Raw genomic sequence first — 20,160 nt, forward strand, 5'->3', positions numbered from 1 at the left:
GCGCGGATCCACGGTCGGCGGCGGAAGGTAGCGTGGTCTCGTGAGCGTGTGGAGCGACCTGACCGGGCAGGAGCAGGCGATCGCCGTGTTCCGCGCCGCGGCGGCGTCGGCCGAGGCATCCGACGCCTCGAACCCGCTCGACGCCGCATCGCAGCAGATGACGCATTCGTGGCTCATCACCGGCCCGCCGGGGTCTGGGCGATCGAACCTCGCCTACGCGTTCGCGACGGCACTCATCTCGGGCGCCCCCGACGGCGACGAGGCGACCCGCATCCAGGTCGAGGCGCGCAGCCATCCCGACCTGCAGGTGCTCGCCACCGAGGGTGTCATCATCAAGCGCGACGACGTGCGCGAGATCGTGCGGCGTTCGCATTACTCGCCGTCGGTCGGCCGCCACCGCGTCATCATCGTCGAGGACGCCGACCGCATGACCGAGCAGACCTCGAACTTCCTGCTGAAGGAGCTCGAGGAACCGCCCGAGCGCACGGTCTGGATCCTCTGCGCACCCAGCGAGGCCGACCTCATCCCCACCATCCGCTCGCGCGTGCGCACCGTGCGACTGCAGATGCCGACGGTGGCCGAGGTGGCCGCGCTCCTCGAACGGCGCGACGGCGTCGAGCCGGCCCTGGCCGAGCGGTCGGCCCGCGAGGCCCAGTGCCACATCGGCATGGCGCACCGGCTCGCCACGAGCGAGGAGGCGCGCCTTCGCCGCGCCGAGACGCTGCGCCTCGCCCTCACGGTGCGGTCGGCGGCGACGGCCGTGGCCACGGCCGCGCGCTTCCTCGAGATCGCGGGCGACGATGCCCGGGCGATCACCGAGCTGCGCGACGCCGAGGAGCGCGCGCACGCGCTGCACTCCCTCGGCCTCGCGCCGGGCCAGGCCGTGCCCGCCGCCCTCCGGCCGCAGCTGAAGGCGCTCGAGGACGACCAGAAGCGGCGGGCCACGAGGAGCCTCCGCGACGGCATCGACCGCATCCTCGTCGACCTGGCGTCGCTGTACCGCGACATCCTGCTGATCCAGCTCGACGCCCGCGTCGACCTCGTCAACCGCGAGCTCGAACCCGAGATGCGCCGGGCCGCGGCATCCGCTGCTCCGGCGACCACGCTCGCGACGCTCGACGCCATCCAGACCGCGCGCGAGCGCATCGACGGCAACGTGCAGCCCGCGCTCGCCCTCGAGGCGATGCTCGTGTCCGCGATCCGCACCACCACCACCGAACGGGGGGCCGCATGACCGGCGCACGAATGACGACGATCCGGCGGATGCCGCCCATGCCGCGGATGCCGCGCGGTGCGCGATCGGGCGTCGTCGCGGGCGTGCTCGTCGCGCTGCTCGCGCTCACCGGCTGCATGCCGACGTTCCTCGGCGGCGGCGAGGGGCCGCGCTCCACACCGACCGGGGAGCGGGTCGAGGAGTCGCTGCGCCCGTTCTACACGCAGGTGCTCGAGTGGGAACGCTGCGGCGACGGCATGGGCTGCGCGACCGCGACGGCGCCGCTCGACTGGGACGATCCCGGGCGCGGTGAGATCGAGCTGGCACTCGTGCGCCATGTGGCAAGCGGCGATCGCATCGGCTCACTGCTCGTGAACCCCGGCGGCCCGGGTGGGTCCGGATACGAGTTCATCGCCGATTCGCTCGAGTACGCGGTGGGCGCGCCGCTGCGCGAGCGGTTCGACGTCGTCGGCTTCGACCCGCGGGGCGTCGGCCGGTCGTCGGCCGTCGCCTGCTACGACGCCGAGCAGATGGACGAGTTCCTCTACGGCATCGTGCCGGCCGAACGCGGCAGCGATGAGTGGGTCGAGACGGTCGGCGCGGCGTCGGCGGACTTCGGCCGAGCCTGCGCCGAGCGCACGGGCGAGCTGCTCGGCGAGGTCGACACGGTGAGCGCCGCGCGCGACCTCGACCTGCTGCGGGCGATCCTCGGCGACGAGCAGCTCAACTACCTCGGCTACTCCTACGGCACCTTCCTCGGCGCGACCTACGCCGACCTCTATCCCGACAAGGTGGGCCGGCTCGTGCTCGACGGCGCGATCGACCCGTCGGCGAGCGATGCCGAGGTCACCGAGGCGCAGGCGGTCGGGTTCGAGCAGGCGCTGCGCGCCTATCTCGAGGACTGCCTGACCACGACCGACTGCCCGTTCGAGGGCACGGCCGACGCGGGAATGGCCGAGGTGGGCCGCCTGCTCGCCTCCGTCGACGCGAGCCCGCTGCGCGGCACCGACGGCCGCATGGTCGGCGCCGACACGCTGCTGACCGCGATCATCTACCCGCTCTACTCGGCCGACTCGTGGCCGTACCTCAGCGAGATGCTCGAGTCGGTGATGTTCGGCGAGGCCGACTACGCGCTGTCGTTCGCCGACGGCTACAACGGGCGCAACGAAGACGGCACCTATCGCGACAACTCGACGGAGTCGTTCCGGTCGATCAACTGCCTCGACTACACGTACCAGTCCGATGTAGGCGTCATGCGCGAGAAGGCCGCGTCGGTCGCCGCAGCCGCGCCGACCATCGGGCCGTACTTCGGGTTCGGCGACCTGGCGTGCGTGAACTGGCCGCACCAGAGCGCGCGCGAGCGTGCGCCGATCCACGCCGAGGGCGCGGCCCCCATCCTCGTGATCGGCACGACGGGCGACCCCGCGACGCCCTACGAGTGGGCGGTCGAACTGGCCGACCAACTCGAGAGCGGCGTGCTCGTGAGCTACGACGGCGAGGGGCACACGGCCTACAACAAGTCCAACGCGTGCGTCGACCGGACGGTGGAGGCGTTCCTCATCGACGGCACCGTTCCGTCGAGCGATCCTCGCTGCTGACGTGGTCAACGGCGGCTCGCAGATCCGCTAACATGGATTCTCGTGCCATCCGGATCACCTCGGCGATGCGATGGACACGCCGCCTTAGCTCAGTCGGCAGAGCGATTCACTCGTAATGAATAGGTCGTGGGTTCGATTCCCACAGGCGGCTCTCATACGATGTGTTACTTCGCCTGATTGGTGCCATTCGGCATTCGGGTGAGTGGTGACAGTGTTCCGGTTGATGGGTTACACCGGTTTCGGTTGATGGGTGACACTCCCGAGTATGCGGGAGTTGAGCGTGTCAGAGCAGCGGTATCAGGCCGTGCTCGCCGTGATCAAGGACGGTGAGACGGTGGTGTCGGTCGCGGCCCGGTTCGGGGTGTCGCGGAAGACCGTGCATCAGTGGTTGTCCCGGTATGAGGCGGATGGGCTCGAGGGGCTGGCGGATCGTTCGCATCGTCCGAGGTCGTCGCCGTTGCAGATGCCCGCGGTTGTCGAGGTCGCGCTCGTGGATCTGCGGCGGCGGCATCCGTCGTGGGGGCCGCGGCGGCTGGTCTACGAGCTGCGCCGGGCTGGGGTGGAGCCGGTGCCGAGTGAGTCAGCGGCGTATCGGGCGTTGCTGCGTTTCGGGTTGATCGATCCGGCAGCGAGGCGACCGCGGGATCGGAAGTGGAAGCGGTGGGAACGGGGCCGGGCGATGGAGCTGTGGCAGATGGACGTGGTCGGCGGGTTCGTGCTCGCGGATGGGCGCCGGGCGAAGGCGTTGAGCGGGATCGATGATCATTCGAGGTTCTGTGTCTCGGCGTTCCTGATGCTGCGGGAGAATGCGGGCAGTGTCGCTGAGGGCCTCCGCGTCGCCCTGGAACGGCATGGACTGCCGGGTCAGGTGCTCACCGACAACGGGAAGGTGTTCACGGGCCGGTTCAACCAACCGCCGGTGGAGATGCTGTTCGATCGGATCCTGCGTGAGCACGGCGTGGAGCATCTGCTGACCCAGCCGCGGTCGCCGACGACAACGGGGAAGGTCGAGCGGTTCCATCGAGCGCTGCGGACCGAGTTCCGCACCGATCGGGTGTTCGCCTCGCTGGCGATCGCGCAGGCCGAGCTGGATGCCTGGGTTGCGGACTACAACCATCGTCGACCGCATCAAGCGATCGGGATGGTACCGCCGGCGACACGGTTCCTTGCCGCGGCGACCCAGCCGTTGCCGATTCGGCCGACCGCGGACACCGCACGGCCGGCAGCTGCTCGCGGGGATGGGGACTGGGTCGCCCGGCGTGCGAACGCGGTCGGGGTGATCACCGTGAACTGGCAGCAGATCGTGCTCGGCAAGGCAGCCGCGGGCCGGGACGTGGACGTGTGGGTCACGGACGAGGTCGTGCAGGTCTATGACGGCGACCAGCTGCTGCGCACCCAGTTGCGGCGCGGCAGCGGTCAGGTCCGCAATAAGCGTCCCTCCGTTCCCGGAGGACGATCTACAGTGAAGACGAGTGTCACCCATCACCCGGAGTAGATGTGTCACCCATCAACCGAAGACGAACAGCGGCTCTCATACGAAGCCCCGGTCATCGACCGGGGCTTTGTTGTTCCCCGGGCGCGGAGGTGTACGCATAGCGTTCGCGACGCACGCAGAATGTGCACTCGTGACCCGATCTGGGTTACCCTGAACGGACGTGCAATCCAAGGCAAGGGAGCCGAGATGACACAGGGAACCGCGACGACGACGGCACTGCATCGCGACCGGATCTTCGCCGGCGGCGAATGGGTCGCCCCGGCGGCGCGCGACGAGATCGTGGTGCAGAACCCGGCAGACCTGAGCGAGGTCGGGCGCACTCCGGATGCCTCCGAGCGCGACGTCGATGTCGCGGTGCGCGCCGCGCGCGAGGCGTTCGATCACGGCCCATGGCCGAGGATGACGTTCGCCGAACGCGCCGAGTGGATGTTCCGGCTCGCCGACGAGATGGAACGGCGCGGCGCCGAGACCTCCGCCCTCATCACCGACGAGATCGGCCAGCCGGTGCGACTGTCGAGGCCGTGGGCCCAGGTGATCCCGGTCAACCACGTGCGGTACTACGCGAACATCGCGAAGACGTACGACGAGGAGGAGGTGCGGCCGAACGTCCGTCGCGAGGGCACCTCGATCATCCGCAAGGAGCCGCTCGGCGTCGCTGCGCTCATCGTGCCGTGGAACCAGCCGCAGGCGTCGACCACGCTGAAGCTCGCGCCCGCGCTCGCCGCCGGATGCACCGTAGTGCTGAAGCCTGCCGAGGAGACGCCGCTCGACGCGTACCACTTCGCCGAGGCCGGCCTCGCGATCGGCATGCCGCCCGGCGTCATCAACATCGTGCCCGGCGGCCGCAAGACGGGCCGCGGGCTCGTGGCGCACCCCGGCATCGACAAGGTGAGCTTCACCGGCTCTCCCGAGGCGGGCAAGCAGATCGCCGCGGCGGCCGGCGCGCGGCTCATCCCGGTGACGCTCGAGCTCGGCGGCAAGTCCGCCGCCATCGTGCTCGAGTCGGCCGATCTCGACGAGATGTTCGCGAGCCTGCGCAATGCCTCGTTCGACAACACCGGGCAGACGTGCGCGCTCCTGTCTCGCGTGGTCGTGCCGCGCAGCCTGTACGGCACCGTGCGCGACCGGCTCGTCGACCTCGCCCGCGACCTGCGCGTCGGCGACCCCGAGGACGAGGCGACCGAGCTCGGGCCGCTCGTGTCGCGGCGCATCCACGAGCGCGTCTCCGGCCTCGTCGACGCCGCCAGGGCGCAGGGCGCGACGATCCTCGCGGGCGACACCACGCTGCCGGAGGTCGGCTACTACTTCGCCCCGACGATCGTCGACGACGTGTCGCCCGACAGCATGATCGCGCAGGAGGAGGTGTTCGGCCCGGTCGTCACGATCCTGCCGTACGACGGTGTCGAGCAGGCGATCGAGATCGCCAACGACTCGCGGTACGGGCTCGCGGGCGCCGTCTACGGCGACCCCGACGAGGTGCTGTCCGTGGCCCGGCGCATCCGCACCGGCTCGATCGGCCTCAACGGCTACAAGCCCGATCTCAACCACCCGTACGGCGGCTACAAGGAGTCGGGCCTCGGCCGCGAGTTCGGACCCGAGGCGATCGGCAACTTCCAGGAGACCAAGTCGATCTGGCGCTGAGCGCTCTCGGCGACCGCCGCCGCGTCTCTCGAAGGTCCGGTCCCTGAGCCGGCCGGAGGGCGGTCGCGCCCGCACGTCGAAACGTCGCGGATGCACGGTTCCACCGGGCATCCGCGACGTTTCGGTTCAGCGGGCTGCTCGGACGGGCTCAGCGACCGGTGACGCGCAAGGTCGAGAAGTCGCGTTCGCAGGGTCGCACCGTGCATCCGCGACTTCTCGATTTCGCGCGCGGCGCGGGTCAGGCTCCGGATGCCGCGCGCGGCGCGCATCAGGCGTCGGATGCCGCGACCGCGGCCATGCTCGCGGTGTCGGCGTTGTAGCCGCGCTTGGCCTTCTGGATCTGCTCGTAGACGTGGTGACGCTGCTCGACGAACTCGGGCATCGACCGGGTCTCGAGCTGGTCGCGCTCGGCCGGGAGGTCGATGTGCAGGTCCTCGAGCACGATCGTCGGCGACGACGAGAGGATGATGACGCGCTCGCCGAGGTACACCGACTCGTCGATGTCGTGGGTCACGAAGAGCACGGTGACGCCGAGCTCCTTCCAGACCCTGCGCAGGAGGTCCTCGAGGTCGGCGCGCGTCTGCGCGTCGACCGCCGCGAACGGCTCGTCCATGAGCAGCACCTCGGGGCGGTAGGCGATGGCGCGTGCGATCGCCACGCGCTGCTGCATGCCCCCCGAGAGCTGCCACGGGTACGACTTCGGCACGTGCGCGAGGCCGACCTGCTCGAGCGCCTCCTCGACGCGGGCGTGGCGCTCGGCCTTCGGCACACCGGCCGCCCTGAGCGGCAGCTCCACGTTCTCGGCGACGCGCATCCACGGGTACAGCGACCGGCCGTACTCCTGGAACACGAGGGCCATGCCGCGCGGCGGCCCGTCGATCGCCTTGCCGTCGAGCATCACCCGCCCGGATGTCGCCGGCATGAGGCCGGAGATCACCTTGAGGAGGGTCGTCTTGCCCGACCCCGACGGCCCCACGAGGCAGGCGAACTCGCCCTTGCCGAGGTCGAACGTGAGGTCGCGCACCGCCTCGACGGGGCCGGCCGACGTCGTGTAGGTCTTCTGCACGCCCTGCACCGAGAGCAGCACGTCGCCCTTCGGCGTCGCGCCCGTGACATCCGTGCTCACTGCTTCTCCATCTCTCGTTGACCGTAGTACCAGGCCAGCACCCGTCGTTCGACGAGCCGGAAGATCCCGGCCATGAGGATTCCGATGAGGCCGATGATGAGGATGCCCGCCCACATGGGCCCCATCTGGAAGGTCTGCTTGAACAGCATGATCCGGTAGCCGAGCCCGTCGAGCGCGGCGTACATCTCGGACACCACCATGAGGATGATCGAGATCGGCAGGGCCAGACGGATGCCGGTCATGATGCGCGGCAGCGCCGCCGGGAGGACGAAGAAGCGGAACCGCGCCCAGCCGTGCATGCCGTACGTCTTCGTCGTGTCGGCGAGCACCGAGTCGACCGAGCGCACCCCGTCGATCGTGTTCAGCAGGATGGGCCAGAGGCATCCGAGGAAGATGAGGAAGATCTTCGAGCGGTCGTCGATGCCCAGGATGAGCAGGAGGACGGGCAGCAGCACGGGCGGCGGCACGGCGCGGATGAACTCGAACGCCGGGCCGGTGAGGGCGCGCGCCAGGCGGCTCGCGCCGATGACGAGGCCGAGGACGACACCGACGAGGATCGCCGCGCCGAGGCCGACGGCGAGCCGGTAGAGCGAGGGGACCACCTGCTCGGCCATGAGCGGACCGACCCAGACCGTGACGAGGTCGGTCAGCATCTGGCCGGGCTTCGGCACGAATGGGTTGGTCTCGTCCAGCGTGGCCCACCACCAGACGAGCACGATGAGCAGCGGCAGCGCGAGCACCGCCGACGCGGCCTTCAGCGCCTTCACTTCTCGACCTCCGCCCGAACCGACGAGTGCCAGGCGAGCACCGAGTTCTCGAGGAGCCGCATGAGCAGGTTGATCGCGAGGCCGAGCACGCCGGTGAGCAGCGCCAGCGCGTAGACGACGGCGACGTTCGCAGCCGACTGGTACGTCGCGATCATGGCGCCGATGCCCGGCGCCTGCACGACGATCTCGATGGTGATCGCCACGACGAGCGCGATGGTGCCGCAGAGGCGGAGGCCGGTCATCAGGTAGGGCAGCACAGTGGGCCAGACGACGTGCGCGGCACGTCGGAAGGACCCCAGGCCGTAACTGCGTGCGGTGGCGTCGGCCACGGGGTCGACGTCGGCGACGCCGGCGATGACGTGGATGAGGATGACCCAGAAGCACGCCCAGACGACGACGGCGATGGTGGCGGCTGGTCGCACGCCGAAGACGACGATGGCGATCGGGATGAGTCCGACCGACGGGATCGGGCGCAGGAACTCGATCGTCGAATTGGTGTACTCGCGGACCCACCGGTTGGAGCCGATGAGCACGCCCAGCACGATGCCGAGCGCGAGCGAGATGATGAGCCCGACGCTCCAGCCGTACATCGTCATCCCGAGCGCGGTCCAGAACTCGGCGCTGCGCGCACCGAAGAGGAGGTCGACGACCTCGACGATCACGGTCGAGAACGGCGGGAGGTAACTGGCGTCGACGAGGCCGAGCCGGGACGACAGCTCCCAGACGGCGATGATCGCGAGCACGCCCACCGTGCCGAGCACGGGGTTCGACCATCGTCCGTGGACGAAGGCGGCTCGGCGTGAGCCGACGTGGCCGGTGGCGGCGAGTGCGGCCATGCGCGTCCTCCGCTTCGAGGGTGGTCGAGGGTCGGTCTCGGCCGTGTCGCCGCGGACCCCGGTGGCGGGGTCCGCGGCGGACCGGGTCAGCTGTTCGCTCACGGCTCCCAGATGAGGGTGTCGAAGTCGGCCTCGTTCTTGATGTAGCCGAGCTCGAGCGACCAATCGGCGATGGGCTCGACGTTCTCGACGCTGAGCTCGTACTTGCCGTACGTGCCGAGTCGGATGCGCTCGGCGAGGGCGGGGTCGATGCCCGTGAACTCCGCGATGTTCTCGCGCAGCTCCGCGTCGTTCTCGAGCGCGTACGTGTTCGCCGCGTTGATCGTCTCGACGAGCTGCGCGTACAGCTCGGGGTTCGCCTCGACCTCGGAGCGGAGGGCGTACCAGACGCCCGCCACGACGGGCTCGTCGGACAGGTACTCGAACGGGTTCGCGAGGGTGCGGAAGCCCTTCTCCTCGCGGCCGAGGGTGCCGAAGGGCTCGCCCGCGACGAACGAGTCGATCGCGCCGCTCTCGAGCGCCGCGGGCTGGTCGGGTACCGCCATCTGCACGTACTGGACCTTCTCGGGGTCGCCGCCGTCGGCCTTGATGGCGATGTCGGCGAGGAGCTGCGTGTAGCCGCCCGGCGCGTTCACGGCCACCTTCTTGCCCTCGAGATCCTTCGCCGACTTCAGCGGGCTGTCGGCCGTCACGAGCAGGTCGTTGATGCCGTTGTCGGGGTCCTCGGGCGTCGAGCTGGCCGCCGCGATGATGACGAGGTCGACACCGCCCTCGACGGCCTGGAAGACGCCAGTCGTGCCGCCGTAGCCGATCTGCACCTGACCCGACTGCATGGCCTGGATGATCTCGGTCGATGAGCCGGCCTTCTGCAGCGTGAGGTCGAAGCCGTTCTCCTCGAACAGTCCGTTCTGCTGCGCCATGAAGACGGGTCCGATGTCGGTGACGGGGATGACGCCGGCGACGACCGCCTGGGGCTCCGACGCGTCGGGTGCGCTGCCGGTCTCGGCGTCGGTGGTCGCGGACGGCTGGCCGCCGCAGGCGACGAGGCCGAGCGCGAGGACCGCTCCGATGGTGCCCAGGATCGGGCGGGTGAGGGGGATTGCCATGACTGCCTCCATTGCCAGTTGACACTGCCTGTGCGTTGGCGATGGTTCCACAACGGGCATCTGTTGTCTAGAGTGAAGTTGTCACAATGCGTTCAAGATGTACGCTGTGCGGTACGAGTTCGAAGGAGAATCCCAGTGCCAGTGAAGACCCGAGCGGCCATCGTGCGACAGCAGCCAGCGACCGGGTTCGAGGTCGTCGACCTCGAGCTCGACGACCCGCGTCAAGGGGAGATCCTGGTCAAGATGGTCGCCAGCGGGCTCTGCCACTCCGACTACCACCTGCTCACGGGCGACAGCGTTCCGCACCACCTCCCGATGGTCGGCGGCCACGAGGGCACCGGCATCGTCGAGGCCGTCGGCCCCAACACGCCCGGCTGGCGGGTGGGTGAGAAGATCGTGTTCTCGTTCATCTCCAGCTGCGGCAAGTGCCGCTGGTGCGCCGAGGGCATGCAGAACCTCTGCGACCTCGGCGCCTACCTGATGCGTGGCAGTCGCTTCGACGACCTCGACAGCTACCGGTTCGCCCTGCCCGACGGCACGCCCGTCGGCCAGATGTGCGGCCTCGGCACGTTCGCCGAGCGCACCGTGGTGTCGGTCGACTCCGCCGTGAAGCTCCCCGACGACGCCGACCTCGAGAAGACCTGGCTGCTCGGCTGCGGCGTGGGCACCGGCTGGGGCTCAGCCGTCTACCTCGCTGAGACGCAGCCGGGCGACGTGATCATCGTCATGGGCGTCGGCGGCGTCGGCATCCACGCGGTGCAGGGCGCGAAGCACGCCGGGGCGACCACGATCATCGCCGTGGACCCCGTGGAGCTCAAGCGAACGACGGCGCTCGAGGTGGGCGCGACGCACGCGTTCGGCGACATCGCCGAGGCCACCGAGTTCGCGAAGAGCATCACCAACGGCCAGGGGGCCGACAAGACGATCATCACGGTCGGCGTGGTCTCGGGCCAGGATGTCGCGGATGCCTTCCACTCGATCCGCAAGGCGGGCACCGTGGTGCTGACGGGCATCACGCCCGAGAGCGAGCGCAGCATCCCGATCCCGCCGCTCGACCTCACCCGCTACCAGAAGAAGATCATGGGCGGCATCTACGGCGGCAGCAACCCGCGCGCCGACATCCCGCGCCAGTACGCGATGTACCGGGCCGGGCAGCTCAAGCTCGACGAACTGATCTCGGCGACGTACGACCTGGACGACCTGAACCAGGGGTACACCGATCTGCTGGAGGGCCGCAACGTCCGCGGCGGCATCCTGCACCGCTGAACACGACTGAGGCGAATGAACACGACCGGGGCGAACAGGGAGAAGGCCGCCATGCTGCTCACCGACGAGGAGAAGCGGATGCGCGACGGCGCCGAGGGCGACGCGGTCGCGGCGGCGATGGACCTGCTGATCCGCTACGGCAACGCCCTCGGCGCGGAGCGGCTCGTCGAGACGCGCAACGTCGCGGGCACGATGACACAGCCGTCGCCCGCCAAGCAGCGCCTGTTCGAGGAGGGCGGCTGGGCGAAGGCCTATGCCGTCATCAACCTCGACTGCGACCGCGACATCGAGATCCCGCGCATGAAGGTGCCCACCTGCCAGCTGCAGCACGGATTCGCACCGGATGCCTCGGGGCTGACCAGGTACTCTCCCCAGTTCATCGAGCTGCAGGGCAGCGCCGAGTCCTACTACAGCGAGCGCGGCGTGAACATCCTCGCGACCTGCACGCCCTACCAGGTGGGCAACCTCCCGGTGCGCGGCGAGCACGTCGCGTGGATGGAGTCGTCGGCGGTCGTGTACGCGAACTCGGTGCTCGGCGCCCGGACGAACTGCGAGGGCGGGGCATCCACCGGCGCCGCGAGCCTCACGGGGCGGATCCCCTACTGGGGCAACCACCTGCCGGAGAACCGGTTCGCGACCCACCTCGTGCGGGCCGACGTGCCGATCGACACCTTCCAGGAGTGGGGGATGTTCGGCTACTTCGTGGGGGAGGAGGTGCAGGAGGCACGGCCGGCGGTGATCGGCGACCTGCGGCAACCCGACCTCGCCGACCTCAAGCACTTCGGCGCCGCCACGGCGACCTCGGGCGGCGTCGAGTTGTACCACATCCCCGGCATCACCCCCGAGGCGCCGAGCCTCGACGCGGCCTTCGACGGCCACGCCCCGCCCGAGCCCATCTCGTACGGCCGGCGCGAGCGCGATTGGGTCTACGAGACCCTCAACGCGCAGGGCACGAGCACCGACGTCGACTTCGTGCTGCTCGGCTGTCCGCATGCCTCCCTCGACCAGGTTGCGCGCATCGCCCACCTGCTCGAGGATCGCCGGCTCCATCCGGGCACCGAGTTGTGGGTCATGACGCCGCGGGCGCTGCGGACCATGGCCGATCGCAACGGCTACACGGGCATGATCGAGCGTGCGGGCGGACGGGTGCTCACCGACTCGTGCCCGGCGATGTCGAAGGCGGCGCCGCCCGGAACCCGCGTGTTCGCCACGGATTCGGCGAAGCAGGCGCATTACCTGCCGGCGATCCTCGGCATCGAGGCGTGGTTCGGCACGCTCGACGAGTGCGTCGACGCGGCCGTCACGGGCACGTGGCGCGGGGGGCTCCGATGAACGCGGGGCAGTCCGATCCGGTCGCGGTCGTCGAGCTCCGCGGGCGCGGCATCGTGCCGGGGGTCGTCGAGGCTGAGGCGCTCGTCACGCACGACCCCATCTCGGGCTTCGGCGGCATCGACGTGGCCACGGGCACGGTCATCGAGCCGCGGCACGAGCTGTTCGGCGTGTGCTTCACGGGCAAGGTCCTCGTGTTCCCGGGGGCGAAGGGGTCGTCGGGCTGGTCGGGGTACTTCCAGAGCACCCGGCTCATGGGCACGGGCCCGGCGGCCATGGTGTTCAACGTGCTCACCACGAAGGCGGTGCTCGGCGCGATCGTCACGCGCGTGCCGACGGTGGTCGAGGCGGCGCCCGACCCGCTGGAGACGATCCGCACGGGAGACCTCGTGCGCGTCGACGGCGACACGGGCGTCGTGACGGTCCTGCGTCGTGCCGTGTCGGATGCCGCCGCCACGACCCCCTAGGATGGTGACCGTCCTGAACGCAGAGCGTACAACAATGGGGGTGGCGGTGGCGGCGTCGGCGGAGCGGTCGCGCGATCGCATTCAGAGCATCGAGCGCGGAGTCGAGGTGCTGCGCGCCTTCGGCGAACGCGACGCGACGCTGAGCGTCGCGGACATCGCGGCCCGAGTCGAGCTGTCGCGGCCCGTGGTGCGCCGCATCCTGCTCACCTACGAGCACCTGGGCTACGCCGTCTCGCAGAGCGGGCAGTGGAGCCTCACGCCGCGCATCCTCGAACTCGGCGCCGGGTACTTCCAGCGCTCGTCGCTGCCCGAGGTGGCGTACCCGTACATGGCCGACGTCGTCGAGGCGACGGGCGAGACCTGCAGCGTCGGCGTGCTCGACGGCATCGAGGTCATCCACGTCGCGCGGGTCGAGGACCGCCGCCCGCTGCCCGACGCCATCCGCATCGGAACTCGCCTCCCCGCGCATGCCACCGCCATCGGCAAGGTGCTGCTCTCGCACCTGTCGGAACGCGAGCTCAAGCGGTACCTCGCGAAGGCCCGGCTCGAGGAGCACACGCCGCACACCATCACCGACCCCGCGCAGCTGCGTGAGCGCCTCGAGCTCGTGCGCGAGCGCGGCTACGACGTGTCCATCGAGGAGCTGCATCCCGGCCAGGTGGCGGTCGCCGTGCCCATCGTGGTCGACGACCGCGCGGTCGGCGGACTCACGGCCTCGTCGACGACGGTGCGCGAGACCGAGGCGTCGCTGCGCGACACGGTCATGCCCGTGCTGCAGCGGGCGGCGGCCGGCATCGCCGGCGCCTACCGCAACGCCAACCCGCAGATCTTCCGCTCGCGCTGACGGCGGCCAGGGCTCAGCAGCCGACGCACCGGCTCAGCGGCCGACGCACCGGCTCAGCGACCGACCGCGATCTCCATGCCCGTCGGCGCCGTCCTGCCGAGGTAGGCGCCGTCGGCCTCCAGCCGGCGCTGCAGCGTCGGCACGTCGACGTTCGCGGCGCGGCCGTCGCCCGAGAGCGCGAGGTCGGCCGCCGTGCCGGCCGCCTGCCCCATGGCGAAGCACGGCCCGGTCACCCGGCCCGACGACTGCCCGCCCTGCGTCATCGAGGCGCAGCGCCCCACGACGAAGAGGTTGTCGACGAGCTGCGGCAGGAGCATCCGGTAGGGCAGCTGGTTGAAGCCGCGCGAGTCCTCGGGCGCGAACCGGAACTCCACGTCGCCCACGACGTGGGCCTCGACGGGCCACCCGTTCACGCCGATGGTGTCGTCGAAGTCGGCGCACCCGAGCACGTCCTGTTCCGTGAGCTGGTACGGCCCGACGATGCGCCTCGTCTCGCGGATGCCGATCGACGGGGCGATGTCGACGATGTACGAGTCCTGGAAGCCCGGCGTGTGCTCCTTGATGAACGCGAACGCGTCCTTCACCTGTCGCCGGCCCTGGATCTCGCCGTGCGTCATCTGGAAGGCGTCGGTGCCGTCGACGGGCGATCCGTCGTCGTTCGAGAGCTGGGTGAGGTTCGAGCGCCACTCGAGCGGATTGCGCTGGGGACGCACGATCGGCTTCTTGCGGGGGAATCGATGGGTGCCGGCCGCCTCGGCCTCCTCCATGAGGCGGCGTACGGTCTTCCACGCCTCGCCGGCCTCGTCGGGGTGCACGCCGTTGATGCGGAACATGAGCGACGGGTACATGAGGCGCTCGGAGCGCTCGTACGGCGCGCCCGCCCATGCCGCGAGGTCGGCATCGCCGGTGCCGTCGATGAAGACCCGCCCGCGGATCGCGCCGCGACCGGACTTCGACTCCACGATGACGGCGTCGATCGTCGCGTCGTCGGCCTTCACGACGCCGACGACCGAGGTGTGGAACAGCAGCTCCGCACCTCCCGCGAGCACGAGCTCGTCGGCGGCGATCTTGAACGCCGAGATGTCGTACGACAGCGCTGCGATGCGGTCGTCGACCGAGAGGTGGGGCAGGTTCAGACCGTCCATGGCCGCCATGCGCTCGAGCAGCTCGTCGACGTAGCCGTGCACCGACTGGATGTCGGTGCCGTACGAGCGCGCGTGCACGCCGCAGAACGTGGCGAGCCCGCCCATGGTTCCTGCGCCGCCGAGGAAGCCGTACTTCTCGATGAGGAGGGTCGAGCGGCCGGCTCTCGAGGCGGCGGTGGCCGCGAGGAGGCCGGCCGGTCCGCCGCCGCAGACGACGACGTCGTACTCGCCGATGACCGGCAGGTCGCGTGCGGGCTCGTGGACGGTGGCGGTGCTCATCTGGTCCCTTCGGGAGCGGTCACGGGATGCCGCGGCGCGGCTGCCGCGGGCTCGGGTTCACGCCTCTCGGCCCGCTCGCACAGGCCCGCGCAGAGCACGGCGCCGCAGCTCAGCGGCTGCACCAGCCGCTCGTACTGGTCGAGGTAGCCGCCGCCGCTGTCGCGATCGGCCGGAGGCTCGTAGGGCGGTCGGCCCGCGAGTTCGTCGGCATCGACGAGCAGGTCGACCGTGCCGCGCTCGAGATCGATGTCGACGAGGTCGTCGTCGCGCACCAGGCCGAGCGGCGCGCCGGGTGCGGCGGCCTCGGGGGAGACCTCGCCCACGGTCATGCCCTGGTTCACGAGGCCGCTGAACTGCCCGTCGGTGACGAGCGCGACCTTCTGCGCGAGCCCTCTCGCGTGCAGGGCGAAGATGAATGCGCTCGTGAGGCCCATACCCGGTGCTCCGGACACGCCGATGCCGCGGATGACCGCCACGTCGCCCTCGCGCAGCCGCCCGCTCGAGATGCCGGCGATCGCCTCCTCGCGGTTCGCGAAGATCCGGGCGGGGCCCGTGAACCGGCGCGGTCCGGGGTCGGGCACCGGCCGCTTCGCGACGGCGCCGCCCGGCGCGAGCGATCCCTTGAGCACGCTGATCGCCGGATCGGTGCCGAACGGGTCGTCGAGGCCGCGGATGACGTCGCCGTCGGCGGCCGGCGCGAGCGCGGCGTTCCCGGCGACCGTCGTGCCGCTCACGGTGAGCTGGTCGCCGTCGAGGAGGGGCAGCAGCTCGCGGAGGATCGTGGCCCCGCCGCCGGCGTCCTCGAACTCCTCGGTGAGTCGCGGGCCGTTCGGCCGCACCGAGCACAGCAGCGGGGTCTCGCGGCCGAGCCGGCGGAAGGCCTCCCACACGTCGACGTCGAGGCCGGCCTCGACGGCGATCGCCTGCAGGTGCTTGATCGTGTTGATCGAGCCGCCGATGGCGAGCATCGCGCGGGCGGCGTTGCGCACGGAGCCTTCGGTGATGATGTCGCGGGGCCGGATGTCGCGCTCGATGAGCTCGGCGAGCGCGTGGGCCGAGCGGCGCACGTTGTCCCACATCCGTTCGCTGAGCGCCCGGACCGGCGCTGAGCCGGGCAGCGCCATGCCGATCGCCTCGGCGAGGATGTGCATCGAGTTCGCGGTGGCGAGGCCGGCGCACACCCCCGGGCCGAGGATCGCGTCCTCGGCGAGTTCCTCGAGGTCGTCGGTCGGTTCGCCCGTGACCGCGGCCTTGGACGCGAGCAGGAAGATCTCCTCGATGTCGGCCTCGCGGCCCTCCGCCAGGCCGCTGTGCTGGTAGCCGCACGGCACGATGACCGTGGGGATGTTCAGCCGACCGGCCGCCATGACGTGCGCAGGGGTCGTCTTGTCGCACGAGCTCAGGCAGATCATGGCGTCGAGCTTCGCGCCCTCGACGGCCGCCTCGATGTCATCGACGATGAGGTCGCGGCTCGGCAGGATGTAGCGCCCGGCACGCCCGGCGCTGGTGATGAAGTCGCTCGGGGCGGTGGTGCGGATCTCGAACGGCAGCAGGCCGGCGGCGCGCAGCTCGCCCTTCAGCGCCGCCGAGATCTCGTCGAGGTGCGTGTAGCAGGTCGCGAGCTCGGAGGAGGTGTTGACGATGGCGACCTTGGGCTTCGTCCAGTCCGCCTTGGGGATGCCCATGGCCGTGTAGTAGGCCCGGCGCGCGATCGCCAGGGCGGAGGTGGGGGGCAGGTTGCTGCGCAGCTCGGGCATCTCGTCCTCGTCTTCGTCGGCCGCGGGCGCTCACCGTCGTGCCTCGTCGCGACATCCACAATTGTACGCATTGCGGGCGATATGTCGCAATGCGTATTCTGGACAGCCTGCGGGAGCGGGGAGCGCCGGTCGCACCGAGGCGGACGGACGGTCACCGCAGCGAGGAGGTCTCAGGTGGTGGTCACGCGCCGCATCGCGGGTACGGGTGCTGCGCCCGAGCTGAACGGGCCACTCCTCGTGGTGCTCTGCGCCATCATGATCCTCAACCCCATCGTCGCCAACATGTACCTGCCGGCCCTCGGCATCATGGCGGAGGACCTCGGCACCTCCATCGCGGGGATCCAGGTCGCCCTCACGGCCTTCCTGACGGGAGTGGCGGTCGGTCAGCTGGCCGTCGGCGCCCTCTCCGATGCGCTGGGACGCCGCAGGATCATCATCATCGGCTTCGCCGTGCTCACGGCGGCCGGCGTGCTGGTCGCGGCGGCGCCGAACCTCGAGCTGCTGATCCTCGGCCGCGTGTTCCAGGGGCTCGGAGCGTCGGCGGGCGTCGTCGTGATCCGCGCCATCATCGCCGACGTCGGAGTCGGTCCGCAGATCGCCCGCGCCTACAGCCTGCTCACGGGCACGCTCGCCATCGGGCCGCTCGTCGCGTCGTTCCTCGGCACGGTGCTCCTCCAGGCCGGCGGCTGGCGGCTCATCCTCGTGGGGATCACGGTGATCTGCGCGCTCTTCCTGGTGCTCGCGGCGTGGCGGGTGCCCGAGACGCTCGTCCCCGAGCGGCGCGCGTCGCTCCGGCCCGAACGGATGGCCGCGACATACGGCCGCCTGCTGAAGGACCCGGCGTACGTCGGCAACGCCCTGACGATGGCGTTCGCCCTCGGCGGGATCATGGCGCACGTGAGCGCGTCCTCGTTCGTCGCGCAGGACGTGCTCGGTGTCGACGTGTGGGGCTTCTGGGGCATGTTCACGGTCTACGCCCTCTCGGTGCTCGTCGGCGGCATGGCCAACGCGCCGCTTTCGGCCAGGTTCGGCCCCTCGCGGATGCAGGCCGTCGAACTCGTCATCGCGATCGTGAGCTCGGCGGCGCTCACGGTGCTGACCGCGGCCGGATGGCTCTCGATCCCCGCGTACCTCGCGCTCATCGCGCTCGCCTGCGGCAGCGCGACGGGCGTCATGGCGAACGCGACCACCCTGACGTTGGTGCGCGCCGCCTTCGCCGCCGGTTCGGGCGCCGCCCTGATGGGCAGCATCCAGTTCGCGACGGGTGCGGTGGCCTCGCCGATCGGCGGTCTCTGGGGGCCGCACACCGCGGTGCCGATGGCGGCCACGATGCTGGCGTGCTTCGCCCTCAGCCTCGCGGCGCGCCTCGTCGCCCGGCACTGGGAGCGCCGCCTGTCGGCGGCTCCGCGCTAGGCCCGGGCCGGCGATTCCGCGCCCTCGCGGATGCTCGGATTCCGGAGCATCATCCACGACGGGTAGCGCACGATCTTCGCGTCGATGACGAGGGGTCGGTCGCGACCGCCGTCGAGCCACGCGGCGACCGGTTCGAGATCGTCGAGAGCCCGTACGGTGACGGCATCGCAGCCGTACCCACGGGCGATGGCGGCGACATCCGTCTCGGGGAAGCGCACCGTGTCGAGCCGGGCCGTGTCCCGCTGGAAGAGGTTCACCTCGGCGCCGTACGCCTCGTCGTTGAAGACGATCACGACGATGCCGAGGCCCAGCCGTACCGCCGTGTCGAGTTCCACGAGCGACATCATGAAGGCGCCGTCGCCCGTACCGACCACCGCGAGCCGATGCGGTTGCGCGACGCCGGCGCCGAGGCCCGCGGCGAGCCCCATGCCGATCGCCTGGAAGGAGAGCGGAATGCAGTACCCCTGCTCGTCGGGCACGCGCAGGTGCGCTCCCGCGTAGCAGTTCACGTTGCCGCCGTCGGGCACCACGACGCGTTCCATCGGAAGGAGGGCGTCGAGCGCGTTCACGAGCACCTGCGCGTCGATGCGACCCGGTTCCTCGTGCGGCTCGAACGGCTGGTCCACCCAGTACCGCACGGCTCCCACGCGTTCGCGGATGTCGGGCCGACGATAGCCCGTGCGCGTGCCGCGCGCCTCGAGCGCCTCGGCCACCGCCGCGGCCGTGAACGCCGCGTCCCCGAGTACCGCCAGGTCGACGGGCCGGTGCAGCCCGATGGCCTCCTCGCGGTCGTCGACCTGCGCGACCGTCGCCCGCTCGAGCAGGGCGCCGGAGCGGGTCGTCCAGCCGTTGAACGCGACGCCGAAGCCGACGATCACGTCGGCGTCGGCGATGAGCCGCGCCGCGCCCTCGGTCGAGAAGCCGCCCATGATGTCGAGCGCCCATTCGTCGCCGACGAACAGTCCGCGGGCCGCCGCCGAGGTCACGAGCAGCGCTCCGCTCGCCGCCCCGAGCCGCCGCAGCTCCGCCTTCGCGCCCCAGGCGCCGCGGCCACCGACGATCACCGGTCGCTCGGCGCCGGCGAGGAGCTCGACGAGCCGCGCGACCGCGCCGGCGTCGGCGGTGCGAGGCATCCGCTCTCCGATGGAGGGCATGGAGGCCTCATCCCACTCGATCGACTCGTCCTGGAGGTCCACGGGCATCGAGAGCACGACGGTGCGGCGCTCGTGCAGGGACACCCGGAACGCCTCGGCGGTGTCGGCGACCGCGGTGGCCGCCGAGCGGATGCGAGCGGGCGTCGCGCCGATCGCGAGCACGGCGGCATCCTGGTCGATGTGGAAGTTCGAGGTCGTATCGCCGGCGGCGGTGTCGCCCGTCAGCACGAGGATCGGCGTGTGGCACTTCGCGGCCTCGGTGATGCCGGTGAGGGCGTTCGTGAGCCCGCAGCCCTGGTGCACCGAGACGATCGAGACGCGGCCCGTCGCGCGGCTGTATGCGTCCGCCATGGTCGCGGCGCCCATCTCGTGCCGCGTGGCGGTGAACGGCACGCCGGCCGCGATCGCCGCGTTCGTGGCGTGGAAGTTGCCGCTGCCCACGACCCCGAAGACGTGTGCCGCGCCGAGCGCGGCGACCGTGCGCCCGATCGCGTCGGCGACCGTGATGCGTGACCCCATCCGTGCAGACCTCCTCGTCCGTCGCCGGCGGCCCGGTGGTGAGCTGCGTGGCGAGGCAGCAGGCTACCGGCGCGTGGCATCCGGCGGAACGACCTGTTCAGTCAGTGGAAGAAGGTCCCTCGTCAAGGGGGCGCGGCGGTCGGTCGCCCGGGCTACTCTTGGGCGCAATCCTCGGCGAAGATCCGGATGCCGGGGCACGACGTTC

16 protein-coding genes and 1 tRNA gene are annotated in these 20,160 nt (G+C 70.7%); 10 read left to right on the plus strand and 7 right to left on the minus strand.

What is annotated here, in order from left to right; translation table 11 throughout:
* The first annotated feature begins 40 nt into the window (after window positions 1-40).
* The 5 genes from ACVFI9_RS05800 to ACVFI9_RS05820 all read left to right on the plus strand — a co-directional run bounded on the left by ACVFI9_RS05800 (window position 41) and on the right by ACVFI9_RS05820 (window position 5,947).
* Complete coding sequence (locus ACVFI9_RS05800) at window positions 41-1,234, plus strand: DNA polymerase III subunit delta' (protein WP_474765098.1); 1,194 nt, start codon at window positions 41-43, stop codon at window positions 1,232-1,234.
* Entirely contained in the window at window positions 1,231-2,811 is a 1,581-nt protein-coding gene (locus ACVFI9_RS05805; protein WP_474765099.1) for an alpha/beta hydrolase, read from the plus strand. Before ACVFI9_RS05800 ends, ACVFI9_RS05805 begins: the two co-directional genes overlap by 4 nt.
* Window positions 2,812-2,889: 78 nt before the next feature.
* Window positions 2,890-2,962: transfer RNA gene (locus tag ACVFI9_RS05810), tRNA-Thr, on the plus strand.
* 114 nt (window positions 2,963-3,076) lie between these two features.
* Window positions 3,077-4,306 carry an IS481 family transposase gene (locus ACVFI9_RS05815; protein ID WP_474765100.1) on the plus strand — a complete coding sequence of 410 codons (1,230 nt, stop codon included), beginning with the start codon at window positions 3,077-3,079 and terminating at the stop codon, window positions 4,304-4,306.
* A 186-nt stretch (window positions 4,307-4,492) separates the two neighbouring features.
* Complete coding sequence (locus ACVFI9_RS05820) at window positions 4,493-5,947, plus strand: aldehyde dehydrogenase (protein ID WP_474765101.1); 1,455 nt, start codon at window positions 4,493-4,495, stop codon at window positions 5,945-5,947.
* Window positions 5,948-6,215: 268 nt separating this feature from the next.
* Here the strand turns inward: ACVFI9_RS05820 and ACVFI9_RS05825 are convergent, their stop codons facing one another.
* The 4 genes from ACVFI9_RS05825 to ACVFI9_RS05840 all read right to left on the minus strand — a co-directional run bounded on the left by ACVFI9_RS05825 (window position 6,216) and on the right by ACVFI9_RS05840 (window position 9,782).
* On the minus strand, window positions 6,216-7,073 hold the full coding sequence (locus ACVFI9_RS05825) for an ABC transporter ATP-binding protein (RefSeq protein ID WP_474765102.1): 858 nt from the start codon (window positions 7,071-7,073) through the stop codon (window positions 6,216-6,218).
* Window positions 7,070-7,840: an ABC transporter permease gene (locus tag ACVFI9_RS05830; protein WP_474765103.1), complete on the minus strand. Its 771-nt coding sequence runs from the start codon at window positions 7,838-7,840 to the stop codon at window positions 7,070-7,072. Before ACVFI9_RS05830 ends, ACVFI9_RS05825 begins: the two co-directional genes overlap by 4 nt.
* The gene (locus ACVFI9_RS05835) at window positions 7,837-8,676 is read right to left on the minus strand and encodes an ABC transporter permease (protein ID WP_474765104.1); all 840 of its coding nucleotides are present in this window, start codon (window positions 8,674-8,676) and stop codon (window positions 7,837-7,839) included. Before ACVFI9_RS05835 ends, ACVFI9_RS05830 begins: the two co-directional genes overlap by 4 nt.
* A gap of 98 nt (window positions 8,677-8,774) precedes the next feature.
* Entirely contained in the window at window positions 8,775-9,782 is a 1,008-nt protein-coding gene (locus ACVFI9_RS05840; RefSeq protein WP_474765105.1) for an ABC transporter substrate-binding protein, read from the minus strand.
* Between the two features lie 135 nt (window positions 9,783-9,917).
* Between ACVFI9_RS05840 and ACVFI9_RS05845 the strand changes: the two genes are divergently transcribed.
* The 4 genes from ACVFI9_RS05845 to ACVFI9_RS05860 are packed head-to-tail and all read left to right on the plus strand — an operon-like array spanning window position 9,918 to window position 13,688.
* Entirely contained in the window at window positions 9,918-11,048 is a 1,131-nt protein-coding gene (locus ACVFI9_RS05845) for an NDMA-dependent alcohol dehydrogenase (RefSeq protein WP_474765106.1), read from the plus strand.
* Window positions 11,049-11,063: 15 nt separating this feature from the next.
* Window positions 11,064-12,380 (plus strand): aconitase X, encoded by a 1,317-nt coding sequence (locus tag ACVFI9_RS05850; RefSeq protein ID WP_474765107.1) that lies wholly within the window; start codon window positions 11,064-11,066, stop codon window positions 12,378-12,380.
* Window positions 12,377-12,844, plus strand: a complete 468-nt coding sequence (locus ACVFI9_RS05855; RefSeq protein ID WP_474765108.1) for an aconitase X swivel domain-containing protein — start codon at window positions 12,377-12,379, stop codon at window positions 12,842-12,844. Before ACVFI9_RS05850 ends, ACVFI9_RS05855 begins: the two co-directional genes overlap by 4 nt.
* Before the next feature lie 34 nt (window positions 12,845-12,878).
* Entirely contained in the window at window positions 12,879-13,688 is an 810-nt protein-coding gene (locus ACVFI9_RS05860) for an IclR family transcriptional regulator domain-containing protein (protein ID WP_474765109.1), read from the plus strand.
* Window positions 13,689-13,741: 53 nt separating this feature from the next.
* Here the strand turns inward: ACVFI9_RS05860 and ACVFI9_RS05865 are convergent, their stop codons facing one another.
* Both ACVFI9_RS05865 and ACVFI9_RS05870 read right to left on the minus strand, forming a co-directional pair.
* Window positions 13,742-15,112, minus strand: a complete 1,371-nt coding sequence (locus tag ACVFI9_RS05865; protein ID WP_474765110.1) for an FAD-dependent oxidoreductase — start codon at window positions 15,110-15,112, stop codon at window positions 13,742-13,744.
* Entirely contained in the window at window positions 15,109-16,869 is a 1,761-nt protein-coding gene (locus tag ACVFI9_RS05870; RefSeq protein WP_474765111.1) for a dihydroxy-acid dehydratase domain-containing protein, read from the minus strand. Before ACVFI9_RS05870 ends, ACVFI9_RS05865 begins: the two co-directional genes overlap by 4 nt.
* A gap of 174 nt (window positions 16,870-17,043) precedes the next feature.
* Between ACVFI9_RS05870 and ACVFI9_RS05875 the strand changes: the two genes are divergently transcribed.
* On the plus strand, window positions 17,044-18,282 hold the full coding sequence (locus ACVFI9_RS05875; protein WP_474765112.1) for a multidrug effflux MFS transporter: 1,239 nt from the start codon (window positions 17,044-17,046) through the stop codon (window positions 18,280-18,282).
* On the opposite strand, the gene ACVFI9_RS05880 is transcribed toward ACVFI9_RS05875, so the two are convergent.
* On the minus strand, window positions 18,279-19,955 hold the full coding sequence (locus ACVFI9_RS05880; RefSeq protein WP_474765113.1) for a thiamine pyrophosphate-binding protein: 1,677 nt from the start codon (window positions 19,953-19,955) through the stop codon (window positions 18,279-18,281). The two genes, ACVFI9_RS05875 and ACVFI9_RS05880, sit on opposite strands and share 4 nt — an antisense overlap.
* Window positions 19,956-20,160 lie beyond the last annotated feature (205 nt).

The sequence above is a fragment of the Agromyces sp. NSFZ genome (assembly GCF_056156205.1).